This window comes from Rhizobium terricola (assembly GCF_012927355.1).
Taxonomy (GTDB): domain Bacteria; phylum Pseudomonadota; class Alphaproteobacteria; order Rhizobiales; family Rhizobiaceae; genus Allorhizobium; species Allorhizobium terricola.
Genome location: NZ_JABBGK010000001.1, coordinates 425,878 through 441,833 on the forward strand (window position 1 = coordinate 425,878; position 15,956 = coordinate 441,833).

Below are 15,956 nucleotides of genomic sequence, written 5' to 3' on the forward strand. Positions count from 1 at the left end.
GCTGCAGCTTGCCATGGGGGTGTTACGACGGCGCGGCGTGATCCATTTCAGTCCGTGAAACCGGCGATCAGATTTTGTGGTTTGCCGGTTTGATGCTGCGATGCGATAAGCGCCGCCATGCCAGCACCGATACGCTCCGACCCTCATCTCCTGTCCACCGCGATTGCCGGAGGCCTTGCCATGGCGGCCGCGATGGGGTTCGGCCGCTTCTCCTTCACGCCCATCCTGCCCGGCATGATGGGCGATCTCGGTCTTTCCTCGGCCGATGCAGGGCTGATCGCGGCGGCGAATTTTGCCGGTTATCTGGCCGGTGCGATCGTCGGCGGTCATGGCTGGGCGGCGGGCCGCGAACGGGGCGTCGGGCTCCTGTCGCTGTTCCTCAGCGCCGTACTTCTCGCCGGCATGGGGTTTGCCGGCTCGGTGACGGGCTTCGTCATCCTGCGTTTCCTCGCCGGGCTGGCGAGCGCCTTCTCTATGATCTTCATCACCTCGATCGTGCTCGGCCATGCCGCGCGCGCCGGCAGCGAGGCGGTGCAGTCGGCGCATTTCTCCGGTGTCGGCATCGGGATTGCCGCCTCTTCGCTGATGGTGCTCGTGGTCGGCGCCGCCGGGCTCGGCTGGCGCATGGACTGGTTCGTCGGCGCCGGCGTGAGCCTCTTTTCCTTCGCGGTCGTCGCCTGGCTGCTGCCGGCGGCGCCGGCGCATCAAAACCCGTCGTCGAGCGAGCCGCCGCTGGTCTTCCGCCTGCCGGTGGTGCTCGTCACGGCGTCCTACGGCCTCTTCGGTCTCGGCTATGTGGTGACTGCGACCTTCATCGTCACCATGGCGCGCATGAGTTCGGCGGGCGCGGCGATCGAGTTCCTCACCTGGTTCGTCGCCGGCTCTGCGGCCGCCGCCTCGCTCTTCCTGTGGCGGCCGGTGATGCACCGTCTGGGCCTCGGCGGTGCCTATCTCGCCGCGCTCACGATCGAGGCCGCCGGGGTGCTGGCCTCCGTCGTCCTTCCGTCACCGGCGGCGCCGCTTGTCGGCGGCGCGCTGCTCGGGCTGACCTTCATGATCATCACGGCCTACGGCTTGCGGTTGGGACGGGCCCTGTCGCCTGAGAGCCCGCGCCGGGCGCTGGCCTTCATGACGGCCGCCTTCGGAATCGGCCAGAGCCTCGGGCCGCTGATTGCCGGCGTGCTGGCCGAACGCACGGGCGGCTTCACCGTGCCGAGCCTGGTCGCGGCGGCCGTACTGTTTTCCGGCGCGCTCCTCATCCTGCCGGTCGCCCGACGGCTGCCCTGAGGTCGGACAGAGCCTCATGGTTTCATTCGAACCTGTGAATTGACACGGACCAAAACCGTCACAATCGGTTGATGGCATTGCTGGGTGCTTTTTTCTGCCCTAGTTTCGGCCCAAAGACCGGGTTTCCAAGGCCCTTCCGTCCCCCGCCGAGAAAGTAGCTATCCCCGTGTTCAAGTCTTTCTTCCCCAAGCCGCGACTGTTCTTCACGTCCGCAGCTCTCTGGTCCCTTGCCGCGATTCTGATCTGGTATGCCGGCGCCGCCAATTGGGGCGCGCTGATTGGCCTGCCGCCGCTCGCAGAAGGCCAGGAGCCGCCGATCGGCGTGTCGATCTTCTGGTCGACGCCGTTTCTGTGGTTCTACATCTTCTACACCATCGTCGTGCTGGCCTTCAGTGCGTTCTGGTTCATCGTCAGCCCGCATCGCTGGCAGATGTGGTCGGTGCTGGGCAGCGCGCTGATCATCTTCACCACCTATTTCAACGTCCAGGTCTCGGTGGCGATCAATGCCTGGTACGGTCCCTTCTACGACATGATCCAGAAGGCCCTTTCGGAAAAAGGGTCGGTCACCGCGGCCCAGCTCTATATGGGCATGCTGGGTTTTGCCGGGATCGCCTTCGTCGCCATCACCATCGGCGTGCTCAGCCGCTTCTTCGTCAGCCACTGGATCTTCCGCTGGCGGACCGCGATGAACGAATACTACATGGAGCACTGGCCGAAGCTGCGCTTCATCGAAGGTGCCTCGCAGCGTGTGCAGGAAGACACGATGCGCTTCTCGTCCACGGTCGAGGCGCTCGGGGTCAATCTCGTCTCGTCGGTGATGACGCTGATCGCCTTCCTGCCGGTTCTGTTCAAGCTCGGCGCCACCATCACCGAGCTGCCGCTGATCGGCGACGTTCCCCATGCGCTCGTGTGGGCGGCGATCTTCTGGTCGGTGTTCGGCACCGTGTTCCTGGCGGTCGTCGGGATCAAGCTGCCGGGGCTGGAGTTCCGCAACCAGCGGGTCGAGGCCTCCTACCGCAAGGAACTGGTCTACGGCGAGGACGACCCCAACCGGGCCAAGCCGCTGACGGTTGCCGAACTCTACGACAATGTCCGCCGCAACTATTTCCGGCTCTACTTCCACTACATGTATTTCAACGTCGCGCGCATCTTCTACCTTCAGGCGGACAACCTGTTCAGCCTGATCGTGCTGGTGCCGTCGATCGTTGCCGGCAAGCTGACGCTCGGCCTGATGACGCAGATCAACAACGTGTTCGACCAGGTGCGCAGTTCCTTCCAGTATCTCGTCAATTCGTGGACGACGATCGTCGAGCTGTTGTCGATCTACAAGCGTCTGCGCGCCTTCGAGGCGGCGATCGACGACGAGCCGCTGCCGGAAATCGACCAGGAATACCTGGCCGAGCATGGCGAGCTGGTCAGCCAGGACTGATCCCGCCGGCCGTCAGGCAGCATTTCGAGCCGCGCCGGAGAAATCCGGCGCGGTTTTTCATTCTGAAGGAGCGGGGCAGGCGGGTTGCGTTCAATGGGTGGTATCAGGCATTCGCCTGCCCCGGTCGTTGCGGGAGCCTTTGCGGCCTGCGGAGGATCGTCGGTTTTCCGCAAGACCTGTCCCGCCACGACCGTCACCGGCACCGGGCCTCGAAGCGGAGGAGGAAGCCGGTTCGCGACCCGGTGTCCTGTCCGATGACCCGTTCAGGATAGGTCGAAGGCCGCCTGCGGGGATGTTGCGGTCGATCGCTTTCGGCCAAGTTGCTGATCGGGCGACGGGAAAAATCCGGGGCGGGCGAAAAATGTCCCCGCGCCGCTTTTCCGGGTTTTGTCGTCTCAGGAGCGCTGCCCGGCCGATTGCTCTGCGAGGAGGGCATTCGCCTCCGCATAGCCGACGCAAGCGACGTCCGGGCGTTGGCAGACATCCGTCACCAGCCGTTCCATCGCCCGCCAGTAGGCGCCGGCATTCATCTCGACGAAATGCAGGCCGATCTGGAGCGGGATCCGGTCGCCGTTGTACTCGGCCTCGAAGGCAGCCCGGAAGGCGGCATAGGTGCGGGCCTCGAATTCCCTGGTGCGCGACGGATTGTCGATGCCGGCGGAATGGCGGATGAAGAGATTGTAGTCCATGCCGATGATCCGCCGGTTTTGCGGTCCTTCCGGGATCAGCGGCAGGCCGAAGCGCACGAGCTTGCCGTCCTGTTCCGGCAGCATCGGGCCGCGCGTGACGAGGCTCGCGTCATAGGCAAAACCATGGGCCTTTTCCGCCTCGACGAGGCTGTCGGGCGCCGAGAGATAGGGCGCGCGAAAACCGGTCACGCCGTTTGCGGCAAAGTCCGCCCAGCCGGCCGGTTCCCGGTCCTGAAGACCGTTCGCCTTCCATGCATCGGCAAGCACGCTGTCGAAGGTGGTGAACTCGGCGAGCCAGTCGGCCTTCGACCAGTCCTTGCCGTCAAAATGGCCGCAGGCATGGCTGGCGATCTCGTGGCCCTCCTGGTGGGCCGCCCAGATGTTGTCGAGGCGGGTGGCCACGTCCTCCACGGTCGGGGGAAAGCCGATGTTCGAGCGGCCGGCCTTCATCCCGGGCGCCTTGTAACCCTTGGCGGCGGCCTTGGGGATCAGCGTCGTGCAGGAGAGGAAATAGGTGAAACGGGCGCCGGTTCGCCGGGCGATGTCGCGGCTCTTCGTCCACAGCGCGTTGTCGGCGGCGCCGTCGAAGGAGACGATCAGCAACTGCTTCGGCTTGACCTCGTGCGGGCGCGGCGGGTCGGCCAGCGCCGGCTGGGTCAGAAGGAGGGAAAGGGCGGCAAGGAGAAGCGGACGCGTCATCGGAAAACCTGGAAAAAATCAAGCGGGTTTTCTGTCAGCGAAATGCGGCGAAGCTTTGAACGGACTGGAATTTCCGTTCCGGGGCCATTATGCCAGAAGACCACAGTCTCAATCGGGGTCCCGCCGCATGACAATTCTTCTCCTAGGCATCGTGCTCTTCATCGGTACGCACATGATCCGCGTCGTTGCACCGGGTTTCCGCAGTTCGATGGTCGCGCGTTTCGGCGAAAACGGTTGGAAGGGCGTCCACAGCGTTGCGAGCATCGTGTCGCTGGTGGTCCTGATCTATGGCTGGCGTCAGGCGCCGGTCGTCGATATCTGGTTCCCGCCGGCCGGCATGGCGCATCTCACGGTGACGTTGATGCTCATCGCGTCGATCTGTCTGGTGGCGGGCCTTCTTCCGGCGGGCCACATCGCGACGAAGACCAAGCACCCGATGGTGCTTTCGGTGAAGATCTGGGCGCTGTCGCATCTTCTCGCCAATGGCGACCTGGCATCGATCCTGCTGTTCGGCTCGTTCCTCGCATGGGGCGTCATCGTGCGCATCGCGCTGAAACGTCGCCAGCGTGCGGGTGCGCTTGTTGCCCGACCCTTCGTTTCGGCGAAATACGACCTCATGGCCGTCGTCGGCGGTGCGGTGGTCTGGGCGCTCTTCATCTTCAAGCTGCACACGCTTTTGATCGGCGTGGCGCCGCTCGCCATGTAAACCAACGCGTCTTCTCGCGGTTTTCCCCTTACAAGCGGGGAAAAATCGGGTAGAAGGCCGCTCACGCATCAAAGACGCATCGAAAGGCCGGCCGGTCCGGAAGCATTCATGGTTGACAACAACGACAGCTTTATTCGCGAAGTCAATGAGGAGTTGCGCTCCGACCAGTTCCGCAATGCGTGGAAGCGTTACGGCCGCGTCGTCATCGCGGTTGCCGTGCTGATCGTGTTCGGCACCGCCGGCTATCGCGGCTATGAATACTGGCACGAAGGGCAGTCGTCGAGTGCCGGCGACAAGTTCCTCGCTGCGCTGACGCTCGCCAACGAGGGCAAGGCCGACGAGGCGAAGGCCGCGCTCGCAGCCCTCGAAAAGGACGGTTATGGCGCCTATTCGGTGCTGGCGCGCATGCGCTCGGCGACCGTCGAAGCCGAAAAGGGCGATCCGGCCGCCGCGATCAAGGCCTTCACCGAGGTCGGCAAGGACAATTCCGTTCCGGCCGTGATCCGTGACCTTGCCCGCATGCGGGCCGCCTGGTTGCTGATCGACCACGGTACCTACGAGCAGGTTTCGGCCGAGGTCGAAGCCATGGCGACGCCGCGCGACGCGATGCGTCATGCCGCCCGCGAGGCGCTCGGCCTTGCCGCCTACAAGGCCGGCGACATGGCAAAGGCGCGCGAATGGTTCGAGCAGATCGCAGAAGACGCCGAGACGCCGCGCAATGTCGCGAGCCGTGCCCGCATGATGCTCGACAATATCACGGCGTCCGGCAAGGCGTCTTAAGCAGCACGGCGGCAACGCCAGAAGGAAACGGAACCCCATGAGCTTCACCGTCGCCATCGTCGGTCGTCCGAACGTCGGCAAGTCCACCTTGTTCAACCGCCTGGTTGGCAAGAAGCTGGCGCTCGTCGACGACACGCCGGGGGTCACCCGCGACCGCCGCCCGGGCGAGGCGAAGCTCATCGATCTGAGGTTCACGATCATCGACACCGCCGGTCTCGAAGTGGCGGCCCCCGACACGCTTGAGGGCCGGATGCGCGCGCAGACCGAGGCGGCGATCGACGACGCGGACCTGTCGCTCTTCATCGTCGATGCAAAGATGGGTTTGACGCCGGTCGACAAGGAACTCGCCGAAATGCTGCGCCGGCGCGGCAAGCCGGTGGTACTCGTCGCCAACAAGTCCGAAGCGCGCGGTTCCGACAGCGGCTTCTACGACGCCTACACGCTCGGCCTTGGCGAACCGGTTCCGGTTTCGGCCGAACACGGCCAGGGCATGATCGACCTGCGCGATGCGATCGTCGCGGCGATCGGCGAGGAACGCGCCTTTCCTGAAGAGGATGACGAGGCCGAGACGGACGTCCGGGTCTCCGAGGCAGAAGTCGGCGGCGAGGGGGACGAGGAAATCGAGCCCGAATACGACGAGACCAAGCCGCTGCGGGTTGCGATCGTCGGGCGGCCGAATGCCGGCAAGTCGACGCTCATCAACCGCTTTCTCGGCGAAGACCGTCTGTTGACCGGCCCGGAAGCCGGCATCACCCGCGACAGCATTTCGGTCGAATGGGACTGGCGCGGCCGCACCATCAAGATGTTCGACACCGCCGGCATGCGGCGCAAGGCGCGCGTGCAGGAGAAGCTCGAAAAGCTCTCGGTCGCCGATGCGCTGCGCGCCATCCGTTTCGCCGAGACCGTGGTCATCGTGTTCGACGCGACCATTCCGTTCGAGAAGCAGGACCTGCAGATCGTCGACCTGGTGATCCGCGAAGGCCGCGCCGCGGTGCTTGCCTTCAACAAGTGGGACCTGGTCGAAGAGCCGCAGGCGGTGCTTGCCGACCTACGTGAAAAGACCGAGCGCCTGCTGCCGCAGGCCCGTGGCATCCGCGCCGTGCCGATTTCCGGCCAGACCGGCTACGGCCTCGACAAGCTGATGCAGTCGATCATCGACACCGACCGGGTGTGGAACCGCCGAATCTCGACCGCCAAGCTCAACCGCTGGCTCGAACACACGCAGGTCCAGCATCCGCCACCGGCTGTCTCCGGCCGCCGCATCAAGCTCAAGTACATGACGCAGGTGAAGGCCCGTCCGCCCGCCTTCATGATATCCTGCACGCGTGCCGACGCCTTGCCGGAAAGCTATGTGCGCTATCTGACCAACGGCCTGCGCGCCGATTTCCAGATGCCGGGCGTACCGATCCGCATCCATTTCAAGGCGGCCGACAACCCGTTCGAGAACCGGAAGAAAAAGCGCTGACCAACCGCGCTCAGGCGTCTGCCGGCCGGGTCGGCTGACGCAAGGACAGGCGCCGGCGTCTCGCCTGGGCCTTCGCCTCCATGACATTGTCGAGGAACTGCCGCGTCGCGGCCTGCCAGGAATAAGTCTCGGCGACCGCGCGGGCTTCGTCACGCGACGCGTCGAGACTGGCGATGCAGGCCTTGCGCAGATCCTCATCGAGCACGCCGGCCTTGCCGCCGGGCGGCACGATGTCGACCGGACCCGTCACCGGATAGGCGGCGACCGGTACGCCCGATGCCAATGCCTCGAGGATCGTATTGCCGAAGGTGTCGGTGATCGAAGGGAAGACGAAGACGTCGGCCTCGGCATAGGCCTGGGCGAGATCCTCTCCGAACTTCACGCCGGTGAAGAGTACGCCCGGATAGCGGGCCTCGAGCTCGGCGCGGGCCGGGCCGTCGCCGACCACCACCTTGGAACCCGGAAGATCGAGATCGAGAAAGGCCGGCAGGTTCTTCTCGATCGCCACGCGACCAACGGTCATGAAGATCGGGCGGGCAAGGCCGAACGGGTTTTCGGCGCGGGGACGGGGGTGGAAGAGGGCGGTGTCGATGCCGCGGCTCCACAGGCACAGATTGTTGAGGCCGCGACCGGCCAGTTCCCGCTTCAGGCTCTCGGTCGCCACCATGCAGGCGCCGCCGCGGTTGTGGAACCAGCGCACATAGGCATAAAGCCAGGAGAGCGGAACGGGAATACGGCTCCGGACATATTCCGGAAAGCGGGTGTGGTAGCTGGTCGAGAACGGCATGCCGTGCTTCAGGCACCAGCGCCGCGCCATCAGGCCAAGCGGGCCTTCGGTCGCGATGTGGAGATAGTCCGGCTTCTCGCGCTCGATCATGCGGGCGACCCGTCCGTAGCGGGCGAGCGACAGGCGGATTTCCGGATAGGTGGGCATCGGGATGCTCGGGAAGGGCTGCGGCGTGATCATCGCCACGTCGATCCCCATCGCCGCGAGTTCACGGTTGGTGGTCTCGATGGAGCGCACCACGCCGTTAACCTGCGGGTGCCAGGCATCGGTGACGATGACGATCTTGGGCATGGGCGTTGTCGCTATTCTTCCCGGTGTCGCCGAGGAAAGCCCCTCGGCCGTTCGCGGCCCGACCCGGTCGGTTGGTTCATCATGCCGGGATACGGGCGCCGTCGTTGTCCTGTGCGGGTTATGGGCGGGCAATGTTACAGCCTTATGTCAGGGCCGTGACGGCGCAGGCGCGCGCGGTTCTTGGTGATTTAATCGCTCGCCAGCGGCGACGGGGCGCCTATATTCTGCTGCGCACCCTGCCGATCCACGATTCCCGTTGAGGACGCCCATGACGAAAGCCCCGACCAAGGCCAGCCATCCCAAGACGACATCCGACTGGTGGCGCGGGGCGGTCATCTACCAAGTCTATCCGCGCTCGTTTCTCGACACCAATGGCGACGGTGTCGGCGACCTGAAGGGCGTCACCGAGAAGTTGCCCTATATCGCAGCCCTCGGGGTCGATGCGATCTGGCTGTCGCCCTTCTTCACCTCGCCGATGGCGGACATGGGTTATGACGTCTCGGATTATTGCGACGTCGATCCGATGTTCGGAACGCTTGCCGATTTCGACGCGATGATGACCGAGGCACACCGGCTGGGGCTCAAGGTCATCATCGACCAGGTCCTGTCGCATACCTCCGACCAGCACCCGTGGTTCAAGGAAAGCCGGGCGAGCCGCGACAATCCCAAGGCGGACTGGTTCGTCTGGGCCGCCGCCAAGCCCGACGGCACGGCGCCCAACAACTGGCTGTCGGTGTTCGGCGGGCCGGCCTGGGAATGGGACGGGGTGCGCAAGCAGTATTACATGCACAACTTTTTGACCTCGCAACCCGACCTCAACTTCCACAATCGCGAGGTTCAGGAGGCGCTGTTGGCGACGGTCAAGTTCTGGCTCGACCGCGGCGTCGACGGTTTCCGGCTCGATACCGTGAACTACTTTTTCCACGACAAGGAACTGCGCAACAATCCGCCGCACGCCCCCGACAGCGACGAGGCGGGGCTCGATGCGCCGGACGTCAACCCTTACGGCATGCAGAGCCATCTCTACGACAAGACCCAGCCGGAAAACATCGAGTTCCTCAAGCGGTTCCGGGCACTGCTCGACCGCTATGACGGCCGAACCACGGTGGGCGAGGTGGGCGACGGTGCGCGTTCGCTGAAGACGGTCGCGGCCTATACCGCCGGCGGCGACAAGCTGCACATGTGCTACACGTTCGACCTTCTCGGGCCGGACTTCACGCCGAACCACATCCGCCATTGCGTCGATGCCTTCCATGGCTCGGTGAGCGAAGGCTGGGTGTGCTGGGCCTTTTCCAATCATGACGTGAACCGGCATGTCAGCCGTTTCGCGCAGAATGCCGAAGAGCGGGAGGCGGTGGCGAAGCTTGCGATCAGCGTGCTTGCCACGCTGCGCGGGTCGATCTGCCTCTACCAGGGCGAGGAACTGGGATTGCCCGAGGCGGAGCTGCAGTTCGAGGAGCTAACCGACCCCTATGGCATCCGCTTCTGGCCGGCCTTCAAGGGTAGGGACGGGTGCCGCACGCCGATGCCGTGGAGCGTGGCAAAGGAGCACGCCGCCTTCAGCACTGCGAAGAAGAGCTGGCTTCCGGTTCCGCCCGAGCACCGGGCGCTTGCCGTCGACAGGCAGGAGAAGACGTCCGGCTCCGTTCTCGACCATTACCGCACGACGCTCGCCTTCCGAAAGGCACATGCGGCGCTCCGGGACGGGGAAATGGAGTTCCTGAAGACCGAAGAGGATGTGCTCGCCTTCACTCGCAAGAAGGGCGATGACCGGCTGCTCTTCGTCTTCAATCTCCGACGCGGACCGCAAGCGGTGAAGCTGCCGTCGCGGATCACGATCAAGGAGCCCGTCGTCATGCCGGGGCTTTCAGGGGCGGTGGTCGACGGCGAGATCAGGCTCGGTGCGCTCGACGGTTTTTGCGCGAAGATCTGAGAATCAGGCGGCGGGGCGCTTGAGGCTTCGATCGCCGCGACCGGCAATCAGGCCGGCGATCGAGATGTCCTCGTCGAGCGCATCCCAATGGATGCCACCCGCGCTAAGTTCGTAGGCAAGGCGTTGTTCCGGCGTTGCCAATAGCAGCCTCGGGAACCAGGCGAGCGGCACACCGAGCACGCGTCCGTCGTCGAGGGACACCCACATCGTGTCCTCGTCGAACCGAATGTCATTCGCCGAAATAATCACGCCATGCCTTTTCGATCAGAATGCGGTGAACGATAACAATCCGCAGGATAGCAGACTGCTCCCTGCTGTTGAAGCCTTTGCTCTCGGCGACACCGATGGTGGGCTCCAGCCAGATCTTCGCTTCAGCGCCCCCTCGTCGAACATGCACGTGGATCGGTTCACGGGGATCTCCTTCGTTCGAATAGAAGAAGAAGGTGTAGCCGTCTCGTCGAAGGATCACCGGCATTCGCCCCTCCCTACAGTCCCTCGTCGGGAATGTTCAGCACGTGGCCGCAGGCCTTGCAGTGGACCGCATCCGCGTCGTGGCGTTGCAGCCCGCATTGCGGGCAGGGGAAGGTCACCTTGTAGGGCCGGACGATCGCCTGGGCGAGACGGACGAAGAGCGAGATGCCGATGATCATCGTCACGATCGAGGTCAGTTTTCCAAAAGTGCCCGGCAGCGTGATGTCGCCGAAACCGGTGGTCGTCACCGTCGCCACGGTGAAATAGAAGGCATCGACGAAACCTTCGCCGCCATCCTCCCGGTAGAAAAAGAAGGTGTAGACGAAGCCGGTCACCGTGAAGAGGAAGACGATGAAGTTGACGACCGCCGTTGCGACTTCCGTCAGGTGCCCCCAGCCGAAGCGTCGGAGCATGACCTTGAAGATCGGTCGCTGGGCGATCGCCCAGATGCGCAATGCGCGCAGGAAGGCGAAGTTGAACAGCAGTTGGGGAAAGAGCAGCGTGCCGAGCACGATGAGATCGACCCAGGTCATCGGACGCGAGAGCCAGCGGAGAATGCTGCGCGACGTCAGTACCTGCGCCACCAGCTCGGCGGCGATCCACAGCGCAATCGCGTAGTCGATGATCAGGTAGCTCGGCCGGTCTCTCAGATAGGGGCCGAGCAGGAAGAAGGCGATGATCACGAGATCGACGACGGCGAGCATCAGCTGGAAGCGGACCGCCGAAAGGCTTTCGCCGAAATAGAGGCCACGCAGGCGGCCGCGAAGGGTGGTCTCGTCTGTCTTCGAGGTCATGCTCGGCCTTCTGATTGGCGGATCGCGCCCGGGGTGATCTTCCCGGGTTCCGGGGTCGACCGGTTGGTTATCCCCTGCCGCCCCGTCTCCGTCAATTGCAGCCTCAACCCTTTGCCGGAACTCAACTTTCCGCGCCTCTCCGGGCGCTTCGACTTTTGTCTCACGCCTTAAGTCTGGCTTGAGACGCACGCTGCCTTTCTTCATCGAGGAAACATGATGCACTGCCGCATGACGGCAGTCGGATACGCAGAATTGGAGGATGTGCGTGAAGATAGCCTATGACAGGATTGCCAACGACCCGCGTTTTGCCGAGCTGGTGCGTCGCCGCAACCGCTTTTCCCTGATGTTGTCGATCATCGTTCTCGGCGTCTACATCACCTTCGTGTCGATCGCGATCTTCAATCCCGACCTGTTCTCGATGCCGGTGATCGGCGGTTCGAAATGGGCCTTCGGGCTTCTCGCAGGCTTTGCCATCCAGGCCTTCGCCTTCGTCATGACCGGCATCTACACGCGCCGGGCCAATGGCGAATTCGATGCCATCGCGAAGTCCGTCATCGCGGGAGCCGAAGCATGATCCGGCGCTTTTCGCTCATCCTTTCCGCCGGGCTTGCCGGCCTCGTCGTCGCGACCTCGGCGCTTGCCGCGGGCGATGCCATTGCCGGCGCCGTCCAAAAGCAGCCGGTCAACGTCATCGCGATCGCGATGTTCATCCTGTTCGTGCTGGGCACGCTCGGCATCACCTACTGGGCGGCGCGCCAGACGCGCTCGGCCTCGGACTTCTACACCGCCGGCGGCGGCATCACCGGTTTCCAGAACGGCCTTGCGATTGCCGGCGACTACATGTCGGCGGCCGCCTTCCTCGGCGTCTCCGGCATGGTGTTCGGCAAGGGCGTCGACGGCGTGTTCTATACCGTCGGCTGGACGGTCGGCTGGCCGCTGATCCTGTTCATGATCGCCGAGCGCCTGCGCAATCTCGGTCGCTACACCTTTGCCGACGTCGCCTCCTACCGTTTCGAGCAGACGAAGATCCGCTCGCTCTCGGCCATGGGCTCGCTCACCGTCGTGATCTTCTACCTGATCGCCCAGATGGTCGGCGCCGGCAAACTGATCCAGCTCCTGTTCGGCCTCGACTATGCCTATGCGGTGGTGCTCGTCGGGGTGCTGATGGTGATGTACGTGACCTTCGGCGGCATGCTCGCCACCACCTGGGTGCAGATCATCAAGGCGGTGCTGCTCCTGTCCGGCTGCACCATCCTCGTGCTGCTGTCGCTCGCCCATTTCGGCTTCGATCCGAGCGCGCTGATGACGGCGGCGATCGACAACCATGCGGCCAAGGAGGCGATCCTGCGTCCCTCGAGCTCGATTTCCGACCCGCTGACGGCGATCTCGCTCGGTCTTGCGCTAATGTGCGGTCCGGCCGGCCTGCCGCATATCCTGATGCGCTTCTTCACCGTTCCGGATGCCAAGGCGGCGCGCAAGTCGGTATTCTATGCCACCGGCTTCATCGGCTACTTCTTCATCCTCGCGGTGATGATCGGCTTTTCGGCGATCACCATCGTCGGCGCCAATCCGGCCTATCTGGATGCGGCCGGCAAGATCCTCGGCGGCGGCAACATGGCGGCGATCCACCTGTCGAAGGCGGTCGGCGGCGACGTGTTCCTCGGCTTCATCTCGGCGGTGGCCTTCGCGACCATCCTCGCGGTGGTCTCGGGCCTCGCGCTCGCCGGCGCATCGGCCGTCTCGCACGATCTCTATGCCCGCGTCCTGAAGAAGGGCAAGGCGACGGGACGCGAGGAGATGCTGGTATCGCGTCTTGCGACCCTGGTGCTCGGTGTGCTCGCGATCGGCCTCGGTCTCGTCTTCGAGAACCAGAACATCGCCTTCATGGTCGGCCTCGCGTTTGGCCTTGCCGCGAGCGTCAACTTCCCGGTGCTCTTCATGTCGATCTTCTGGCGCAACATGACGACCCGTGGCGCCTTTGTCGGCGGCTTCCTCGGGCTGATCAGCGCGGTCACCTGCGTGGTGCTCGGGCCGGCGGTCTGGGTGGCGGTGCTCGGTTTCGAAAAGCCGATCTTCCCCTATGAACAATATGCGCTGTTCTCGATGACGATCGCGTTTTCCAGCATCTGGTTCTTCTCGGTCACCGACAAGAGCCCGCGCGCAGCCCTCGACAAGGCCGGCTTCCGCGACCAGTTCATCCGCTCGGAAACGGGGCTCGGCGCTGCGGCTGCGGCCAGCCACTGAGGTAGGCGCAGGATGGAATACTGTCGGCGGGGAGGGAGCCTCCCCCGCCGTTTCTCATTTGGGCGCTGTCTTCAGAAGACGGTCGTAATCGGCGTGGCTACCGATCCAGAACCAAATGATGTCGCCGTTGTCATCGACGCCGAGGGCGCGCCAAGACGCGCCAGCTCGTACGGACCAGATACGGCCGATCTGCTTAAGATGCAGGGAAGGATGGTGGGGATTCGCCTTGAGGAGGCGAAAGTTGCGATCAGCAACACGTTGAACCGCCGACGGAAGATTTTTATAGCAGTGCCAGAACGCTTCCGTCGTGTGGTGGTTCACAACGGGCGGGTCCTGTGCTGGCGATGTTCGCCAAGGGCGGCGCCGGCAAGGCCATCGAGATGACCGGCCTTTGCATCTTCAGCGATCCGGCGGTCAAAGCGGGCGGCCTGCTGGGCTTCAAACCACGCGGAGAAGCTTGCGAACTCTTCCGCATCCAAGGCGCTTACGGCCTGCTCAAGCTTTTCCAGTTTCGACACTTAATCTCTCCGTGACTTGGCGACAGAATAAGCTGCAGCAGACGGAATTCCAAGTCGATCGCTGGTCAATAGTGATAACGGCATTGGGCGCCCTGGGTTGGGCCGAATATTGTCTGATCAACGATCTAGCCCTGAGGCTCACCCGATCAGCCGGAACTGGTCGACGTCCACCATGCCCTTGTCGGAAATCTTCAGGTGCGGGATGACCGGCAGCGGCAGGAAGGCGACCTGCAGGAAGGGTTCCTGCAAGGTGGTGCCGAGCGCGTAGGCCGCCTGCCGCAGATGATGCAGCGTATCGCGGACCGTCTCGAAGGGTTCGAGGCTCATCAGGCCGGCGACGGGAAGGGCGATCTCGCCAGTCACCTTGCCGTCCTCGACCACGACGAAGCCGCCCTTGATTTCCGAGAGACGATTGGCGGCGAGCGCCATGTCGTCCTCGGAGACGCCGACCACGCAGATGTTGTGACTGTCATGACCGACGGTCGAGGCGATCGCGCCCTTCTTCAGGCCGAAACCCTGAACGAAACCATTGGCATGGTTGCCGTTCTTGCCATGGCGCTCGATGACGGCGACCTTGATGATGTCGTTTGTCAGATCGACGGCGGTCTGGTTGCCGATGGAGGGCAAGCGATAGCGGCGGTGCTCGGTGATGATCTTGCCGGGCATGACGCCGATCACCGGTGTCTCGCTCTCGGTGACCGGCACACCGAAATCCGCCGCCTTGACGATGCGTGCCCTGACACTGTCGAGGCCGACGGGGGCGACGGGCTTGCGGGTGGCGAAGAGGTCGTTCGTCACGCGGCGGCCGGCGGAAAAGACCATCTCCGCCTTGCAGTTTTCCAGGCTGTCGATCACCACGAGATCGGCGCGCCAGCCGGGGGCGACGAGACCGCGGTCCTTCAGCCCGAAGGCGCGCGCGGCCGAGATCGAAGCGGCGCGGTAGACGGCGATCGGCTCGACGCCGTTGCTGATCGCCTCTCGGATCATGTAGTCGAGATGGCCTTCCTCGGCGATGTCGAGCGGATTGCGGTCGTCGGTGCAGAGCGCGAGGAAGGGAGACAGCCGCTCGGTGAGGATCGGCATCAGGGCGTGAAGATCCTTCGAGACGGACCCCTCGCGTACCAGGATATGCATGCCCTTGCGGATCTTCTCCATGGCTTCCGGCACATTGGTGCATTCGTGGTCGGTACGGATGCGGGCCGAGAGATAGCCGTTCAGGTCACGGCCGGACAGCAGCGGCGAATGGCCGTCGATGTGGCCGTGCTGGAAGGCCTCGAGCTTGGCCATCGCGACCGGATCCTTGTGGATCACGCCGGGGAAATTCATGAATTCGGCGAGCCCGATCACCTTCGGATGGTTCCGGAAGGGCAAAAGCCGCTCGATCGGCAGGTCTGCGCCGGAGGTTTCGAGATGGGTGGCCGGCACGCAGGAGGAGAGCTGAACGCGGATGTCCATGATCGTCTGTTCGGACGAGTCGAGGAAGAACTGGATGCCTTCGGTGCCGAGCACGTTGGCGATTTCGTGGGGATCGCAGATGACCGTCGTCACGCCATGGGGCAGGACGCAGCGGTCGAATTCGTGGGGCGTGACCAGCGAGCTTTCGATGTGGAGATGGGTGTCGATGAAGCCCGGCACGACGATGCGGCCGGAAAGGTCGATCACCTCGTGGCCTTCGTAGCTTTCGCCGGTGCCGACGATGGTGTCGCCGCAGATCGCGATGTCGGAGGCGACGAGTTCGCCGGTGACGAGATCGAAGAAGCGGCCGTTCTTCAGCACGATGTCGGCAGGCTTGCGGCCAACGCCCTGGTCGATGCGGTCTTCCAAACTGCTCATGCGATCACTCCGATTCCGGTTGACGGGGAG

Annotated in this window: 16 protein-coding genes; 8 read left to right on the forward strand and 8 right to left on the reverse strand. The window is 64.0% G+C overall.

What is annotated here, in order from left to right:
* Positions 1-117 precede the first annotated feature (117 nt).
* Both HHL25_RS01940 and bacA read left to right on the forward strand, forming a co-directional pair.
* Complete coding sequence (locus HHL25_RS01940; RefSeq protein ID WP_169586733.1) at positions 118-1,287, forward strand: YbfB/YjiJ family MFS transporter; 1,170 nt, start codon at positions 118-120, stop codon at positions 1,285-1,287.
* A 166-nt stretch (positions 1,288-1,453) separates the two neighbouring features.
* Positions 1,454-2,716, forward strand: a complete 1,263-nt coding sequence (bacA, locus tag HHL25_RS01945) for a bacteroid development protein BacA (RefSeq protein ID WP_169586735.1) — start codon at positions 1,454-1,456, stop codon at positions 2,714-2,716.
* 395 nt (positions 2,717-3,111) lie between these two features.
* Here the strand turns inward: bacA and HHL25_RS01950 are convergent, their stop codons facing one another.
* A complete protein-coding gene (locus HHL25_RS01950; protein ID WP_169586737.1) occupies positions 3,112-4,104 on the reverse strand; it encodes a polysaccharide deacetylase family protein in 993 nt (330 codons plus the stop codon).
* Between the two features lie 127 nt (positions 4,105-4,231).
* On the opposite strand from HHL25_RS01950, the gene HHL25_RS01955 reads away from it, so the two are divergent.
* The 3 genes from HHL25_RS01955 (at position 4,232) to der (ending at position 7,055) form a co-directional block, all read left to right on the forward strand.
* Positions 4,232-4,810, forward strand: a complete 579-nt coding sequence (locus tag HHL25_RS01955) for an NnrU family protein (protein WP_169586739.1) — start codon at positions 4,232-4,234, stop codon at positions 4,808-4,810.
* 108 nt (positions 4,811-4,918) lie between these two features.
* Positions 4,919-5,590, forward strand: a complete 672-nt coding sequence (locus HHL25_RS01960) for a tetratricopeptide repeat protein (protein WP_169586741.1) — start codon at positions 4,919-4,921, stop codon at positions 5,588-5,590.
* Between the two features lie 37 nt (positions 5,591-5,627).
* Positions 5,628-7,055: a ribosome biogenesis GTPase Der gene (gene der, locus HHL25_RS01965; protein ID WP_169586743.1), complete on the forward strand. Its 1,428-nt coding sequence runs from the start codon at positions 5,628-5,630 to the stop codon at positions 7,053-7,055.
* A 10-nt stretch (positions 7,056-7,065) separates the two neighbouring features.
* Here der and HHL25_RS01970 read toward each other — a convergent pair whose 3' ends face one another.
* Positions 7,066-8,133, reverse strand: a complete 1,068-nt coding sequence (locus HHL25_RS01970; RefSeq protein WP_169586745.1) for a glycosyltransferase family 4 protein — start codon at positions 8,131-8,133, stop codon at positions 7,066-7,068.
* 268 nt (positions 8,134-8,401) lie between these two features.
* Between HHL25_RS01970 and bglA the strand changes: the two genes are divergently transcribed.
* Positions 8,402-10,066, forward strand: a complete 1,665-nt coding sequence (gene bglA / locus HHL25_RS01975; protein WP_169586746.1) for a beta-galactosidase BglA — start codon at positions 8,402-8,404, stop codon at positions 10,064-10,066.
* Positions 10,067-10,069: 3 nt separating this feature from the next.
* Here the strand turns inward: bglA and HHL25_RS01980 are convergent, their stop codons facing one another.
* Genes HHL25_RS01980 through HHL25_RS01990 form a run of 3 tightly spaced genes read right to left on the reverse strand, consistent with a single transcriptional unit; the run spans position 10,070 to position 11,331 of the window.
* Complete coding sequence (locus HHL25_RS01980) at positions 10,070-10,315, reverse strand: DUF2442 domain-containing protein (protein WP_169586748.1); 246 nt, start codon at positions 10,313-10,315, stop codon at positions 10,070-10,072.
* Positions 10,296-10,541, reverse strand: coding sequence for a DUF4160 domain-containing protein (locus HHL25_RS01985; protein ID WP_169586750.1), 246 nt, complete (start codon positions 10,539-10,541; stop codon positions 10,296-10,298). Before HHL25_RS01985 ends, HHL25_RS01980 begins: the two co-directional genes overlap by 20 nt.
* Before the next feature lie 10 nt (positions 10,542-10,551).
* The gene (locus HHL25_RS01990) at positions 10,552-11,331 is read right to left on the reverse strand and encodes an ion channel (RefSeq protein ID WP_169586752.1); all 780 of its coding nucleotides are present in this window, start codon (positions 11,329-11,331) and stop codon (positions 10,552-10,554) included.
* A gap of 265 nt (positions 11,332-11,596) precedes the next feature.
* On the opposite strand from HHL25_RS01990, the gene HHL25_RS01995 reads away from it, so the two are divergent.
* Positions 11,597-11,905 carry a DUF485 domain-containing protein gene (locus HHL25_RS01995; protein WP_205927699.1) on the forward strand — a complete coding sequence of 103 codons (309 nt, stop codon included), beginning with the start codon at positions 11,597-11,599 and terminating at the stop codon, positions 11,903-11,905.
* Positions 11,902-13,575 carry a cation acetate symporter gene (locus tag HHL25_RS02000; protein WP_169586756.1) on the forward strand — a complete coding sequence of 558 codons (1,674 nt, stop codon included), beginning with the start codon at positions 11,902-11,904 and terminating at the stop codon, positions 13,573-13,575. Before HHL25_RS01995 ends, HHL25_RS02000 begins: the two co-directional genes overlap by 4 nt.
* Positions 13,576-13,629: 54 nt before the next feature.
* Here HHL25_RS02000 and HHL25_RS02005 read toward each other — a convergent pair whose 3' ends face one another.
* The 3 genes from HHL25_RS02005 to ade form a co-directional block, all read right to left on the reverse strand.
* On the reverse strand, positions 13,630-13,896 hold the full coding sequence (locus tag HHL25_RS02005) for a ParE family toxin-like protein (RefSeq protein ID WP_169586758.1): 267 nt from the start codon (positions 13,894-13,896) through the stop codon (positions 13,630-13,632).
* Entirely contained in the window at positions 13,893-14,093 is a 201-nt protein-coding gene (locus tag HHL25_RS02010) for a hypothetical protein (protein ID WP_169586760.1), read from the reverse strand. The genes HHL25_RS02005 and HHL25_RS02010 overlap by 4 nt, the downstream gene beginning before the upstream one ends.
* 138 nt (positions 14,094-14,231) lie before the next feature.
* Positions 14,232-15,926: an adenine deaminase gene (ade, locus tag HHL25_RS02015; RefSeq protein WP_169586762.1), complete on the reverse strand. Its 1,695-nt coding sequence runs from the start codon at positions 15,924-15,926 to the stop codon at positions 14,232-14,234.
* Positions 15,927-15,956: the final 30 nt, after the last annotated feature.

Excerpts from the sequence above, each read along its gene's own strand:
- HHL25_RS01940 (WP_169586733.1), top strand. The coding sequence starts at position 118 with ATGCCAGCACCGATACGCTCCGACCCTCATCTCCTGTCCACCGCGATT.
- HHL25_RS01950 (WP_169586737.1), bottom strand. The coding sequence starts at position 4,104 with ATGACGCGTCCGCTTCTCCTTGCCGCCCTTTCCCTCCTTCTGACCCAG.
- HHL25_RS01955 (WP_169586739.1), top strand. The coding sequence starts at position 4,232 with ATGACAATTCTTCTCCTAGGCATCGTGCTCTTCATCGGTACGCACATG.
- HHL25_RS01960 (WP_169586741.1), top strand. The coding sequence starts at position 4,919 with ATGGTTGACAACAACGACAGCTTTATTCGCGAAGTCAATGAGGAGTTG.
- der (WP_169586743.1), top strand. The coding sequence starts at position 5,628 with ATGAGCTTCACCGTCGCCATCGTCGGTCGTCCGAACGTCGGCAAGTCC.
- HHL25_RS01970 (WP_169586745.1), bottom strand. The coding sequence starts at position 8,133 with ATGCCCAAGATCGTCATCGTCACCGATGCCTGGCACCCGCAGGTTAAC.
- bglA (WP_169586746.1), top strand. The coding sequence starts at position 8,402 with ATGACGAAAGCCCCGACCAAGGCCAGCCATCCCAAGACGACATCCGAC.
- HHL25_RS01985 (WP_169586750.1), bottom strand. The coding sequence starts at position 10,541 with ATGCCGGTGATCCTTCGACGAGACGGCTACACCTTCTTCTTCTATTCG.
- HHL25_RS01990 (WP_169586752.1), bottom strand. The coding sequence starts at position 11,331 with ATGACCTCGAAGACAGACGAGACCACCCTTCGCGGCCGCCTGCGTGGC.
- HHL25_RS02000 (WP_169586756.1), top strand. The coding sequence starts at position 11,902 with ATGATCCGGCGCTTTTCGCTCATCCTTTCCGCCGGGCTTGCCGGCCTC.
- ade (WP_169586762.1), bottom strand. The coding sequence starts at position 15,926 with ATGAGCAGTTTGGAAGACCGCATCGACCAGGGCGTTGGCCGCAAGCCT.